The following is a 13,122-nucleotide window of genomic DNA, read 5'->3' on the forward strand; positions in this document are numbered from 1 at the left end:
CTTCAGCAATAAAGCTTCCTAATACTCTAAAGCCATTAAAGCTTGGCGACTTGTAGGAAATTGAATCACCTAAGCGATTTTCGCCTTTGAAGAGTACCTTAATGTCACCCTCAAGGTCGTTGAACTGGTCTAACTTACCTTGAGACTGTTTTAATGCTGTGTCATTACGGCCGATAACGACTTCACCGAAGTTACCTTTTAAACCCACGTACTGATTACGTGCAGTAATATTGTCTTTATCACCTTTTGAATCAGCGTCAGAGACATCTACTTGGAACTCAAGCTTATAAATAACTTCTAAACCAGAGTCTAATTTCTCAGAACCTTTGAAACCAAAGCGAGAAGCGTTACTTTTAATTTCAGTAACTGAACCTGCACCATCGTCAGAAGATTGTACCGATACATTCGCTTTACCATAAACATCTACTTCAGCGTTTGCTTGAAAAGTGAATGCACTTAGTAATGATAGCGCTAAAGCAGTCTTAGTTAGTTTCATGTGTATTTCCTCAATATCGCAACACGTATTTTCAAAACACGCGCAGTTTGACACTGGTAAATGACAAAAATATTACACATAAAATATTTCTGAAAATAAAATGACACCCAACCTTAAGAAATGCGTCACAAAAGATTCATTATAAGAATTACTTCACCGCCCCCAGTAAATTTACGATGGTTTCTATTTGCTCTAATTGGTCGTTGTCTTTGTGGTATGCTACAAATATCTCTCTTGAGTTACTTTCGACTTCTTCAACTTGAGTCAACCTTCCAGTCTCAATGGACTCTAGCGCTAGCGCTTCTGGCACAAATGCAGAGCCACCACACTGAAGAATAAGATCGAGTGCTATTCTGCCGGTGCTGGTTCTAAAATAAGGAGGGGTTGCGCCAGTAAACTGTTTTGCATGCCAGAGAGAAAAAGCAGTTCCCCAATCAACATAAACATACTGGTTGTCAAAAAAGTCTTCCTTTGTTGCGTTATCAAAAGTGCTTACAGGAATAATAGCAAGATCACTGATCGGCTTAACAACCAATTCATCCACTTTTGGCGGATCGAACAGAACAGCGAGATCCAATGTTCGCTCTAATAATAGTCGCGTGCTTTCTTGCTGTGCTTTCACTTCAGCAACAAGCGATACTCCGGGCATAGCGGATACAATATGGTTAATCCCGAATTGTAAAAATGCGTCCCAAATATTAGCCGTGCCACTCAGTGACAATTGCTTGTGCATATTGTTTGCCAATGCAACATCGACTTTGGCGCGCTGCATCCCAGTTAAGATCATTTTGGCGTGTGGTAACAACCTTTCACCTGGCGCAGTTAACTGAATATTGTTACGCTGGCGAATAAAAAGATTCACCCCTAAACTTTGCTCAAGCTGGCGGATCCTAAAACTTACAGCTGACTGAGTGATGTATAAATTTTCTGCCGCTCGACCGAAGTGACGGGTTTTGACAACTTCGACAAAAGTTTTTAATAGATCTATGTCCATTTTTCTTCCTGACGATAAAAATTACTCGTTTAAAAAATTATAAAACTTGGTCCATACTCCAGCCAGATAATCTTAGAGGACTCAGTTATGGATCATAATTTAGCGACTTTGAAAAATGCATTTGCAAGCCCCAGAGCCTTTTATGATGACGCCAACTTCCCTAGAGGATTCGGACGCAGTGGTCACTTCACGCTACAAAAAGCCGAAATTCTTGAACGCTGTGGTGCCACATTAAGAAGCTTATACAGCAAAGCAGAAGAACCTCAAAACAGTTTCCAATCTCAGTTTGTTCAGGTAATGGAAGGGTTAATTCCCCCGACTAACGCTGTAGAAAAAGCTTGGACCAAATATTTGAAGCATACTACGTGTAAGACAAAGTTTCACACGCTATTTGGACGTTCTAAAGTTCAAAACGATGGTAGCGTAGTGATCCCGGTAGATATTGACGACGAGCTATAAGCAAAATCGCCTGAATTCTATCAAGCTTAGACGCCAACAGAGTGATTTTATTTCTGTCGTTGGTGTCTGAGCACTTCTATTATTTATACCATTTCAATGTCGATGAGCTCATCTCCCCTATCTTTCTCGTATTTTGTTCTTAGTCATTACCTGTTTATTAGCACAAGCATTGCAATTAAGCGCAGTTAGGTTAAGAATTAGTAAAACAGGAAATGATTGGCGAAGGTTGTGTTACGGAAAATCTTAATCATTGAAGACACCCCCACGATTGCGAAGGTGCAAAAGCATATTGCCACCACAGTGGGATACCATGTAGATATTGCAGGATCTTTGGCTGAAGCCAAAGTGTTATTGTCACAGCACGACTATTTTTGTGCCGTGGTAGATTTTGTGTTACCTGATGCGCCGCTTGGAGAAGCTATTCCCTGCACGGTTAAAGCTGATATTCCTACCATAGTGATGACTGGTAACCTTGAAAGTCAGACTCGCTCAATCGTTGAGCAATACCCCATCATCGACTATATCACCAAGGAAAATAAACAAGCCTATCATTATTTACGTCGCCAATTAGAACGCCTGCCAAGAAATGAAAATGTCAGAGTACTGGTTGTGGACGACTCTATTTCGTCGAGACACTATGTCTCAGCACTCCTCACTCGCCATAAATATCAGGTACTAGAAGCCTGTGATGGCATAGAAGCACTTGCGGTATTAAAAGACAATCCGGATATTTCAGTGATCATTACCGACAATGAAATGCCAAATATGCGAGGTGAAGAGTTATGTATCGAAATTAGGCGACTCTACACTGATGATGATAAAGCGATAATTGGTATATCTGGAGTTGAAACCGAAAATTTATCTACACGATTTTTGAAAAATGGTGCTAATGACTACCTCAGAAAACCCTTTAACGCTGAAGAGTTTTACTGCCGTCTTAGCCAGAACGTCGATATGCTAGAACATATTCAAACGATACGCCGACAAGCAAATACAGACTATCTAACCAGCTTGCCAAATCGACGCTACTTTTTCGATACCGTAAAGAAAAGCCTAAAAGCAAGACATAAAAAGGAGCTCTACGGGCTGATCGCTATGATAGATATAGATCATTTTAAGCAAGTAAATGACAAATATGGCCATGAAGGCGGCGATGCGGTGCTTGAGTCCATTGGCCAAGCGTTTGCTCAATACTTTCCCAATGATTTAGTCGCTCGATTAGGCGGCGAAGAGTTTGCGATATATTTTAAAGATACGGTGGCTGATCATTGCAAAGAAAGACTGGAGTGCTTCAGGAAATATTTAGAGCAAAGTAGTAGTGCACTGACTGAACAACGGATCTCATTTACTGTTTCAATGGGACTTGCCGCTCAGGTAACTACGGACATTGAAAGCCTGATAAAACAAGCCGATGAGCGTTTATATCAGGCGAAAGCTTCGGGAAGAAACCGCTTAGTTCACTAAGCGCTTTCTTTTATCTCGATAAGAATCAAAGCTAAACATCACCAGCGCGCCCCAAATAAAGGCAAAGGTTATAGCTCGTTCTGCATCAAAGGCTTCCCCGTAAAAGAGTACCGCCAATATAAACATTAAGCTCGGCCCGATATATTGAAAAAAGCCAAGTGTCGTGTAGGGTATCCGTTTTGCCGCTGCGGTAAAGCATAACAAAGGCAGAGTTGTCACCACACCCGCACTTATCAATAGGGTGTTGGTGTACCAATCGTTATTCCAAAGGTTACTTGTGGCACTGGGCTCAACCCACCACCAATAAGCCAGTGCAATTGGAGTGAGAATAAGCGCTTCCACCAGCAACCCAGGCAGCGATTCAACCGCTAAGGTCTTACGTAACAATCCATATATTGCAAACGATCCCGCCAGTGAAAACGCAATAACAGGGAATGAGCCAAAACTGATTAACTGTAACACCACGCCCACTATCGCTAATAGCACAGCAAACTTTTGCGCCGTTCTCAACCTTTCTGATAAGAATAACATTCCCAATAGCACGTTAAGTAATGGGTTGATGTAATAACCCAAACTCGCGTCTAACATAAAGCCGTTATTCACAGACCAAATAAATAAACCCCAGTTAAAACCCAGTAGCAACGCAGTGAGTGTCAACATCGCCAGCAACTTAGGATTAGCCAAAATGGCCTTAATTTTGGGCCATTGCTGCTTTGCCAGCACAATTAGTGCAATAAAAAATACAGACCACACAACGCGATGAATGAATATCTCAATCGCGTCAACATGGACGAGTTGCTTAAAATAGATGGGTGCAAGTCCCCACATAAAAAAGGCGAGTACAGCGAGTAAGTGGCCTTTCTTTTGTTCTTCAATCACGGACGTTTAACCTTTGGAGGGATCAACTAAGAGGTCAATCATTATACTCTTTTTTATTAATCTCGGCGATGAAAGTTCGATGAATTCACAATCGCAAAGTTTAAAGCCTTCAAGTGCTCAAAACTTATTCAAGTCTCTTCAGATTAGATAAAAAGCAAAGACAAGGTTCAAAAAAAGCTCTAAAATGACGCCGATGGATACCCTCGTAAGCACCCCAATTAACGATCCTCATTCAGTACTGAAAGATGTGTTTGGCTACAGTACGTTTAGAGATGGTCAGCTCGATATTATTCAGTCTAGCTTAGCTGGTCAGGATACGCTTGTACTACTGCCTACCGGCGGCGGTAAATCACTCTGTTACCAAGTCCCAGCAGTATTATTTGCAGGCGTGACAATTGTTATATCGCCACTTATCTCATTAATGCAAGATCAGGTCGCGCAGTTAAAAGCACAAGGCATAGCCGCTGAATATATCAACAACAGCGTCGCTTGGGAGCAGCAAAAAGATACCTATGACGCGCTTTTCCAAGGTCGTTTAAAGCTGTTGTACGTTGCTCCAGAGAAAGCCTTACAACGCGACTTTATTGATCGCATATCCAACTGTAACATCAGTTTATTTGCCATTGATGAAGCCCATTGTGTATCTCATTGGGGACATGACTTTAGACCGCACTATTTCCGTTTAAAAGAATTGCGTCAACATTTTCCGTCTGTTCCGATGATGGCATTAACCGCAACAGCTGATTTAGCAACACGAAAAGATATTGTCCAGCAATTGGGTATGCAAGCACCATTTATCTATACCGGTAGCTTTGACAGACCCAATATTCGTTACACCATCGAAGAAAAGTTCAAACCCCTGTCGCAATTGATCCGCTATTTAAAAGAGCAAAAAGGGCAAAGTGGCATAATCTACTGTGGTAGCCGTAAACGTGTTGATGATATTGCCGAAAAGCTGATTGATGCTGGGTTCAATGCTGCAGGTTATCACGCAGGTCTAGATAATGATCAGCGCCAGTTTGTTCAAAACCGCTTCGCCCGAGATGACATTCAAATCGTAGTTGCAACCGTTGCTTTTGGTATGGGGATCAATAAACCGAACGTGCGATTTGTGGTTCACTATGATATTCCAAAAAGTGTAGAAGCGTATTATCAAGAAACGGGCCGTGCAGGGCGAGATAGCTTAGCAGCTGAAGCCGTTATGTACTTTGATCCTGCGGATATTCCCCGTGTTAGACGCTTTTTTGAAGATATTCCAGACGAGCAACGTCGTAAGGTTGAAGAGCAAAGGTTTCAGGCAATGTCGAGTTTTGCTGAAGCACAAACCTGTCGTCGTCAAATTTTGCTCAATTACTTCAGCGAATATCAACGTGAAGCATGCGGTAACTGTGATATTTGCCTTAACCCTCCGAAGCAATTTGATGGCACATTAGTTGCCCAACAAGCGTTATCGTGCGTATACCGCGCAGAGCAACGCTTTGGCATTGGTTACATTGTGGATATTTTGCGTGGGGCAAATACCGCAAGGATCAGAGAGCAAAACCACCATACCCTCTCAACCTATGGGATCGGGAAAGAGCACAGTAATGAATTTTGGCTGAGTATCTTACGTCAATTGATCCATCATGGTTTATTGAGTCAAGATATTACTCAAGGCGCAACGCTTAGACTAACAGAAGCCGCACGCGCCGTACTGCGCGGCGAATATGTGCTACAACTCGCAGAACCAAGACTTGTAGCAAAGCATGTCTATCAAGATAAACTGGCTCAGTTTAATTACGATAAGAAACTATTTACTAAGCTTCGTGCACTCAGAAAGCAGCTCGCAGATGAAGATGATGTACCGCCGTATGTTGTATTTAACGACCGAACGTTGGCTGAAATGACACAAAGAACGCCAACAACCGATAGCGAGTTTTTGCAAGTGTCTGGTGTCGGTTTTACTAAGCTCAGCAAGTACGGAGCCCCTTTCATGCAGCTCATCCGTAATTATTTGGGAAGAGAATAATGACCACACTCACTTTGGACAATTCACACGAGGTGATTATCATCAGCTGTGAAATTACACCTCAAGACGATGAATTTGAACTTTGGGGGCAAATATTCTTACATCAAGATGAGATTCAATTAATCGAATTCTCTGCAGGAGCAGATAGACATCAGTGGCGCTTTTCATATAAAAACTGTAATTTTAATTTAAATTTTGAACATTACAGTGAGAGTGTGTGGATAGCTCCTGATGGCGTTGATGCCTTAGAACTCCTATCTTTCCTACGCCAACAACTTTCTCGTTAAGTCCACATAAAGCTCTTTAAGTCTATAAATATTATTACTTTTGTTGCAGAACTAAAGCAAGCTGCAACAATATAATCCATACTAAAGGAATATTAGACTTAAAGGCTCTGTGATGAATGTAAAGAGGATTTCGTGTAATAGTATTGTGCTAATGTGTAGCTTAAATGCAGCTGCGCAAGCTGAAAAAGTGCCTGCTGTTGATTTTTCTAATAGCTGCGGTAATAACCGGGTTGAAGCACAAAGCGACCAAAATCTTTCACGCCAGCTAGACAGCAAGCAAGCCTACCCAGAGCCCGCAGAGGGTAAAAAGGTCGTCGCTATCACGCTAAAACAACTTAATGTTTTCGATACCGACAAACCTGAAGAAGACAATGCCCTATTCCGATTTGCTAACCGTTATCACATTCAAACCAAACCCGAAGTATTAAAAAGCGTGCTCCTATTTCAGGAAGGGGATACTTACAATCCAAGAAAACTCAGTGAATCCGAGCGACTCCTTCGCAATCAGTCATACCTATATGATGCTCGTATCTATGCCGTGGAAAACTGTGATGGTGATATTTTAGTTACGGTTGTAACGCGGGATCTTTGGACACTATTGCCCGATTTAAGTTTTAGTCGTAGTGGTGGGGAAAATACTTCTCGAATTGGGTTTAGAGAAAGTAATTTATTTGGCTGGGGAAAACGCCTTTCTTTTACTCATATACAAGAGGTCGACCGCTCTGGTTATCAATTTGTCTATGACGACCCAAATATTTTAAACTCAAGATATCGTGGTCGCATAGAATATTCAGATAATGACGATGGTGAACGCCACTATATCGATGTGAGCTATCCATTTTTTGCAACCGACACCCCATATAGTTACGGTTTTACGAGTTATTCAGACAAACGTGAAGAACCCATATATTCTGAAGGGGAAACAATCTCAGAGTTCAGTCAATCCACGGATGTCACGCAAGTGTATTTCGGACACTCAAAAGCGCTATCGGGCAGTTGGACTCGTCGTCTCATCGCAGGCGTTAGACATGAGCAACATACCTTCCGTAAGATAGCTGATACCACTTTACCCATTGCACAGGATAGAACGCTCACCTACCCTTATGTTCAAGCTCAGTGGTTTGAAGATTCCTATGTAAAAGTACGCAACTTTGACTCGATTTATCGTACAGAGGATCTTAATTTAGGTTGGAATATTAATGCCTTATTTGGCTATTCAGCCGAATCTTGGAGTGACGATACTGAACGTCTTGTCTATTCATTTTCTGCCAATACAGCGCACTACACCTCAGATCACAGCTTATGGCGTTTTTATTTTGACGTTAGTGGCAACTGGAACAAAGACACAGATAAAACCGAAAATCTGATAGCGAAAACGACCTTTCAATACTATTTAAATACCAGTTTGTATGAATCTTGGTTTATCAACGCAAGCTATACCTATGGAGACAACCTGACCTTTGATAATCAAATTACATTAGGGGGCGAAACCGGGCTTCGCGGATACCCAATAAAATATCAACAAGGTAGTCGCAGTATGCTACTCAATATCGAAAAACGCTATTACTGGGAATATGACTTACTGCGCTTATTCAAAATTGGCGGTGCGGCTTTTTTTGATGTAGGGCGCGCGTACCACTCTCATCTGCCGATTGAAGCAGATGAATCTGTCCTAAAAAATGTCGGTATTGGCTTGCGTTTAGCACCTAGCCGAGCCAATTCAGATATCATGGTTCATATTGATTTAGCCGCGCCAATTAATGGCCCGGATAACGTCGATAGCGTACAGTGGCTATTAACGGTAAAAAATCGTTTTTAACGGTGTCGCGCACCAATAAACATGATATAAAGCAGAAAAAATTTCTTAGGATACGACTTTGCATTTGTTAGATTTCGCACTCAGTCAATACAAGCTAATTGTAACTTTAGTGGCGCTATTATCCTTCCCACTATTGATGAAAGCATGTTGCAAACTATTAGAAAAAGTAACACGCGGAAAAATAGACTCTCATCGTAAACAACGTGCCGATTTACTCGTTCGTGTACTCGTAGCCTTTGTATTCGTCTGTTTTATGCTCGTATTCTGGGGTATAGAACTTCGTGGTTTACTGGTGCTTGGTTCATCGTTATTTGCGATGCTTGGTGTTGCCATGTTTGCCGGTTGGTCACTGCTATCCAATCTGACTTCGTTTTTACTTATGTTTATTCAAAACGATTATCGCGTTGGGAATTGGGTAAGAATTGTTGACGGTGCAAACTTTGTTGAAGGCTGTATTGTGGAGATGGGATTGATGAGTGTAGTGCTGCGCCATGTTGATGGCCATAAGGTTGTATATCCTAACAACTTGTTTGTTACTCGCCCCGTTATGGTGCTTAGTCAGGAACCAGCTAAACCTAAACAGGTTCCAACACCAAGAAGAACATTAGGCCCTAAGAAATAGGGCCTATATCGTCAATAAAGGTTTCTAGCTGTTGTTCAACAATGCTATTTGCATGTGCAAAGTAAGCTAAGTGAAAAACCGCATCTCCTTCATTCACCAAAGGTAGCATTTGTTGGCCAATCACTATCCCACTACGAGGCGCGATAATCGCTTCTTCGCTTTGGCCTAGTGGGCTGTCTATATAAGCCAAAATTTGACCTTTTGATACGCGTTCTCCCAAGTTAACTTGAGCTCGAACAATACCGTCAACGTCCGCACGCACCCAACTTGTTGCTGCCGCGATAACTGCATCATGACGTTGTTTCCTACGACGCCCACGCAGCATTCTGAGTTTACGCATGACATTTTCAACCCCTTGCAATCCAGCAGCAATGGCTAATGAGTCAAACCGCAACGCTTCTCCCGCTTCATAAGTGATAACTGGAATGTCCAATCCCGCCGCTTCACTTCGCAACGAGCCGTTACGCAGTCGCGCATCTATCGCAACTGGTGTACCAAACGCCATGGCCATTTCTTTGGTCATTTCGCAGGACAAGTCACCGCGGATCTGCGGTAAATTAGAGCGATGAATCGCGCCGGTATGTAAATCGATAATATGGGTGCATTTTTTTACCACCAAATCGAAAAACATAGATGCCATTCGAGCCCCTAACGAGCCTTGCTCAGAACCTGGAAAACAGCGATTTAGGTCTCGTCTATCAGGTAAATAGCGAGACTTATGAATAAAGCCAAAGATATTTACGATAGGCACCGCTATCAAGGTGCCACGTAGCGTTGCCGCATCGACTTTACTTAATAGCTGGCGCACGACCTCAACGCCATTTAATTCATCACCATGAATTGCGGCACAGACCAAAAGTACCGGTCCGGCCTCTGCGCCATTAACGACTTCAATCGGAATGGTCATTGGTGTGTGAGTGTAGAGCTTGGCCACTTCCAACTGGACAGTCTGCCTTTCAGCAACACCCACTCGTGTATCTAATAACGTAAAGGGTTGGTTGATTTTAACCTTTGCCACGTGTAGCAGTCCTTTTCGCCGCTGCATTCTTCTCGATAAAGGAGATGATCAAGCTAGCTATGTCTTTACCAGTTGCCTTTTCAATGCCCTCAAGGCCCGGAGATGAGTTCACTTCCATCACCAAAGGACCACGCTCTGAACGCAATAAATCTACACCGGCAACATTTAGGCCCATGGCTTTTGCTGCAGCAATTGCAGTGCGGCGCTCTTCCGGAGTGATTTTTACCAATGTCGCAGAACCGCCACGATGCAGATTTGAGCGGAATTCGCCCTCTTGCGCTTGACGCTTCATCGCGGCAATGACACGGTCGCCGATAACGAAACAGCGAATGTCCGCACCACCAGCTTCTTTAATATACTCTTGCACCATGATGTTGGCTTTTAAGCCCATAAATGCTTCGATAACGCTTTCCGCCGCTTTACGTGTCTCAGCTAACACCACACCAATACCTTGTGTGCCTTCTAGTAGTTTGATCACAACTGGTGTGCCGCCAACCATTTCCAGTAAGTCTTTAACGTCATCAGGCTTACTGGCAAAGCCTGTGATTGGCATGCCTACGCCTTTTCTTGACAGTAACTGTAATGAACGCAACTTATCTCTTGAGCGAGTGATTGCAACAGACTCATTCAATGGGTAAACCCCCATCATCTCAAACTGTCTGAGTACCGCACAACCATAAAATGTCACAGAGGCACCAATTCGCGGAACAATCGCATCAAAGCCGCTCAACTGCTGACCCTTAAAGTGAATTTCAGGCTCACTACTATTGATATTCATATAACAACGTAGCGCGTCAATAACCTCAACTTCATGCCCACGCTGCTCTGCCGCCTCAATTAAACGACGTGTTGAATATAAAGATTGATTCCTTGAAAGAATGCCAATTTTCATGATTTATCCGTTTTATTACTTAAGTATGACTGCTCTGGATCAACAAGGATGCGGCCTCGCATCGCCGTGCGGCCCAGTAACATTCTAAATTTCATGGTTTCTCTATTGCTTAGCGTGATTTCAATTGGCCAAGCCTGATTGCCGATAGTTAAATTTGTTTCTATTACATAACGTAGTTCTTTATGACCGCCCGAATCGGTAACAACGCGCTCATCCACTACTTTTGCTTCACTACAGACTTCATAGTCAGTATTGTCTTGTTTGGGATGGATCCAAAACCTTACCCAAAGTTCATCTTGTTCTGTTTTGAAAGGCTCAACCTTAAAGGCGTGCAGACATGATGTTCTTGCTCCAGTATCTACTTTCGCTTTGATTTTTTCGATACCTAAATCGGGTAAGGAAAGCCACTCTCTCCAACCAACTGTGATCATATTATGCTCTCGTACAAAATGAGTTCGGACTTATACGCTGATTCAAGTCACTTGAAAAACAAAATAAATTTATCCTAAAGATAAAAACGCTCTGTTAAGCCAAGCACCTTAACTTACAGTAACACCACTTACACATTTTTCAAGGTAAAGCCCTATACTGAGCTAAAGTAAAATAGAGTATTCAAACAATTTATTTCATCGCCAAGATTTTAGGACCTAAATGAATTTGAAAATTAAATTATCTATGTCAGTCTTGGGACGAACTTTTTAATAGGAATTAGCTATGACTGGATTACTCCATGCGTTTGTGCTCGACGGTCAAGGTGGCGGTAGGCTACTTTGCGATCTGAGTGAAGTAAAATCCGTAATTCACAAGGAGCCACTTTGGCTTCATTTTGACTACAGCTTCGACGAAACGACCGAATGGCTGAAGCAACAAACGTTTTTGGATGACTGGGAAAGAGAAGCGCTAACCGCAGATGAAACCCGTCCGAGAACGGCGAATGGCGATGAAGGTTTGCTAGTGTTCTTGCGTGGCGTGAACCTTAACCCCAAGCAAAGCCCTGAAGACATGGTTTCTATTCGCTGTTTTGCAAACGATAAACTACTTATCACCTGTCGTAAGCGCCATATTATGTCTGCCCAAGATATGCTGGCATCGCTTAAAAAGAGTCAAGGCGCAAAAAGTATCGGTGAGTTACTATCTACATTGGTAATGCGACTTTCTGTGCGAATGCAAGACATCATCTGGCAAATAGAAGAACAGCTTGACGAGTTTGAAGACGCGATGGAAAGCAGTGAGCAGCTGCCAAACTATCAGCAACTTTCAACATTAAGAAGACAAACCATTGGTTTAAAACGCTATCTTAAGCCACAAAAGCTTGCTATTAGCGAACTGCTATTGGCAAAGATTGCTTGGCTAGATGAAGATCATCGACACATGATTGAAGAGGCGAGCAATGCCTTAAGTCGATATATCGAAGAATTAGAGGCTGCGATTGAACGTGCACAAGTGATCCAAAATGCGATCACCAACCATCAAAATGAACAGTTAAACCAAAGAATGTACGTGATGTCTGTCGTTGCAGCGCTATTCTTACCACTTGGGTTTTTAACAGGCTTGTTGGGGGTGAATATTGGCGGTATTCCTGGCACTGAATGGGGTGGCGCATTTGCCTTTTTTGTTATTATGTTGGTGGTACTAACTGGTGGTATTGGGGTGTACTTTAAACGCAAAGGCTGGTTGTAAGTAGGAGTAATCATTGGCGCTCTCGCTAGGGATCGAACCTAGAACTCAGCCTCCGGAGGGCTACGTGATATCCATTTCACCACGAGAGCGTCGGCAACATAATAATGCTAAGTGCAGGCAATTGCCAGACAATGTTTGCTATATGACTAATTAGTAACCTATTTTTTAAAAAAAGCTGTACTTTGGGCAAAAAACCAGTTATTCAACTATGCTTTGAAAATAATAAAATAGACTGATATTGCTGCCAGTTCAGAAATATCGCGATACATCATTGAGGATCCCAAATATGACACCGATGACAACAGAGCAAGTTGCAGAGTTTCTTGACGTAAAGGTTGAGCGTGTAAGACGCCTCGCACGAGAAAACTTGCTAGTCGCCAAAGACACTGATGCCAGTGGCGAACCTATCTTTGACAAAGCCGATGTTGAAAAATACAAAGAGCTAGCACAGCGACTGGGTGGGATTTAAACTACCCAATAGTGATGGCCAGTAATGTGATCAAG

14 protein-coding genes and 1 tRNA gene (1 of these 15 cut by a window edge) are annotated in these 13,122 nt (G+C 42.5%); 8 read left to right on the forward strand and 7 right to left on the reverse strand.

The window, feature by feature from the left end:
- Together PPIS_RS11850 and PPIS_RS11855 are read right to left on the reverse strand one after the other, a co-directional pair.
- Positions 1-496: the 5' portion of a porin gene (locus PPIS_RS11850; protein ID WP_010379002.1), read on the reverse strand. It extends 434 nt beyond the left edge of the window; 496 of the gene's 930 nt are visible here — the first part of the coding sequence; the start codon lies at positions 494-496; its stop codon lies beyond the left edge, outside the window.
- Positions 497-644: 148 nt separating this feature from the next.
- Complete coding sequence (locus tag PPIS_RS11855) at positions 645-1,490, reverse strand: LysR family transcriptional regulator (RefSeq protein WP_010379001.1); 846 nt, start codon at positions 1,488-1,490, stop codon at positions 645-647.
- An 87-nt stretch (positions 1,491-1,577) separates the two neighbouring features.
- Here PPIS_RS11855 and maoP point away from each other — a divergent pair, with 87 nt between their 5' ends.
- Both maoP and PPIS_RS11865 read left to right on the forward strand, forming a co-directional pair.
- Complete coding sequence (gene maoP / locus PPIS_RS11860) at positions 1,578-1,949, forward strand: DUF413 domain-containing protein (protein WP_010379000.1); 372 nt, start codon at positions 1,578-1,580, stop codon at positions 1,947-1,949.
- A 228-nt stretch (positions 1,950-2,177) separates the two neighbouring features.
- A complete protein-coding gene (locus PPIS_RS11865; protein ID WP_026345641.1) occupies positions 2,178-3,413 on the forward strand; it encodes a GGDEF domain-containing response regulator in 1,236 nt (411 codons plus the stop codon).
- Here PPIS_RS11865 and rarD read toward each other — a convergent pair.
- A complete protein-coding gene (rarD, locus tag PPIS_RS11870) occupies positions 3,402-4,292 on the reverse strand; it encodes an EamA family transporter RarD (RefSeq protein ID WP_010378998.1) in 891 nt (296 codons plus the stop codon). The genes PPIS_RS11865 and rarD overlap by 12 nt on opposite strands.
- A 184-nt stretch (positions 4,293-4,476) precedes the next feature.
- Here rarD and recQ point away from each other — a divergent pair, with 184 nt between their 5' ends.
- The 4 genes from recQ (at position 4,477) to PPIS_RS11890 (ending at position 9,028) form a co-directional block, all read left to right on the forward strand.
- On the forward strand, positions 4,477-6,300 hold the full coding sequence (recQ, locus tag PPIS_RS11875; protein ID WP_010378997.1) for a DNA helicase RecQ: 1,824 nt from the start codon (positions 4,477-4,479) through the stop codon (positions 6,298-6,300).
- Positions 6,300-6,587: a DUF3630 family protein gene (locus PPIS_RS11880; protein WP_010378996.1), complete on the forward strand. Its 288-nt coding sequence runs from the start codon at positions 6,300-6,302 to the stop codon at positions 6,585-6,587. The genes recQ and PPIS_RS11880 overlap by 1 nt, the downstream gene beginning before the upstream one ends.
- A 151-nt stretch (positions 6,588-6,738) precedes the next feature.
- On the forward strand, positions 6,739-8,406 hold the full coding sequence (locus PPIS_RS11885) for a POTRA domain-containing protein (RefSeq protein WP_010378995.1): 1,668 nt from the start codon (positions 6,739-6,741) through the stop codon (positions 8,404-8,406).
- A gap of 58 nt (positions 8,407-8,464) precedes the next feature.
- Positions 8,465-9,028 (forward strand): mechanosensitive ion channel domain-containing protein, encoded by a 564-nt coding sequence (locus tag PPIS_RS11890; RefSeq protein WP_010378993.1) that lies wholly within the window; start codon positions 8,465-8,467, stop codon positions 9,026-9,028.
- Here the strand turns inward: PPIS_RS11890 and PPIS_RS11895 are convergent.
- The 3 genes from PPIS_RS11895 to PPIS_RS11905 are packed head-to-tail and all read right to left on the reverse strand — an operon-like array spanning position 9,018 to position 11,369.
- Entirely contained in the window at positions 9,018-10,046 is a 1,029-nt protein-coding gene (locus PPIS_RS11895; RefSeq protein ID WP_010378992.1) for a succinylglutamate desuccinylase/aspartoacylase family protein, read from the reverse strand. The genes PPIS_RS11890 and PPIS_RS11895 overlap by 11 nt on opposite strands.
- The gene (rimK, locus tag PPIS_RS11900; RefSeq protein ID WP_010378991.1) at positions 10,033-10,938 is read right to left on the reverse strand and encodes a 30S ribosomal protein S6--L-glutamate ligase; all 906 of its coding nucleotides are present in this window, start codon (positions 10,936-10,938) and stop codon (positions 10,033-10,035) included. Before rimK ends, PPIS_RS11895 begins: the two co-directional genes overlap by 14 nt.
- Complete coding sequence (locus PPIS_RS11905) at positions 10,935-11,369, reverse strand: ATP-dependent zinc protease family protein (RefSeq protein WP_010378990.1); 435 nt, start codon at positions 11,367-11,369, stop codon at positions 10,935-10,937. The genes rimK and PPIS_RS11905 overlap by 4 nt, the downstream gene beginning before the upstream one ends.
- A 283-nt stretch (positions 11,370-11,652) precedes the next feature.
- On the opposite strand from PPIS_RS11905, the gene PPIS_RS11910 reads away from it, so the two are divergent.
- Positions 11,653-12,618 carry a zinc transporter ZntB gene (locus tag PPIS_RS11910; protein ID WP_010378989.1) on the forward strand — a complete coding sequence of 322 codons (966 nt, stop codon included), beginning with the start codon at positions 11,653-11,655 and terminating at the stop codon, positions 12,616-12,618.
- Positions 12,619-12,632: 14 nt separating this feature from the next.
- On the opposite strand, the gene PPIS_RS11915 is transcribed toward PPIS_RS11910, so the two are convergent.
- Positions 12,633-12,707 (reverse strand) — tRNA-Arg (locus PPIS_RS11915).
- 197 nt (positions 12,708-12,904) lie between these two features.
- Here PPIS_RS11915 and PPIS_RS11920 point away from each other — a divergent pair.
- A complete protein-coding gene (locus PPIS_RS11920) occupies positions 12,905-13,087 on the forward strand; it encodes a helix-turn-helix domain-containing protein (protein ID WP_010378988.1) in 183 nt (60 codons plus the stop codon).
- Positions 13,088-13,122 lie beyond the last annotated feature (35 nt).

Source organism: Pseudoalteromonas piscicida (assembly GCF_000238315.3).
GTDB classification, from domain to species: domain Bacteria; phylum Pseudomonadota; class Gammaproteobacteria; order Enterobacterales; family Alteromonadaceae; genus Pseudoalteromonas; species Pseudoalteromonas piscicida.

Excerpts from the sequence above, each read along its gene's own strand:
- recQ (WP_010378997.1), top strand. The coding sequence starts at position 4,477 with ATGACGCCGATGGATACCCTCGTAAGCACCCCAATTAACGATCCTCAT.
- PPIS_RS11885 (WP_010378995.1), top strand. The coding sequence starts at position 6,739 with ATGTGTAGCTTAAATGCAGCTGCGCAAGCTGAAAAAGTGCCTGCTGTT.
- rimK (WP_010378991.1), bottom strand. The coding sequence starts at position 10,938 with ATGAAAATTGGCATTCTTTCAAGGAATCAATCTTTATATTCAACACGT.
- PPIS_RS11880 (WP_010378996.1), top strand. The coding sequence starts at position 6,300 with ATGACCACACTCACTTTGGACAATTCACACGAGGTGATTATCATCAGC.
- maoP (WP_010379000.1), top strand. The coding sequence starts at position 1,578 with ATGGATCATAATTTAGCGACTTTGAAAAATGCATTTGCAAGCCCCAGA.
- PPIS_RS11910 (WP_010378989.1), top strand. The coding sequence starts at position 11,653 with ATGACTGGATTACTCCATGCGTTTGTGCTCGACGGTCAAGGTGGCGGT.
- PPIS_RS11905 (WP_010378990.1), bottom strand. The coding sequence starts at position 11,369 with ATGATCACAGTTGGTTGGAGAGAGTGGCTTTCCTTACCCGATTTAGGT.
- PPIS_RS11920 (WP_010378988.1), top strand. The coding sequence starts at position 12,905 with ATGACACCGATGACAACAGAGCAAGTTGCAGAGTTTCTTGACGTAAAG.
- PPIS_RS11855 (WP_010379001.1), bottom strand. The coding sequence starts at position 1,490 with ATGGACATAGATCTATTAAAAACTTTTGTCGAAGTTGTCAAAACCCGT.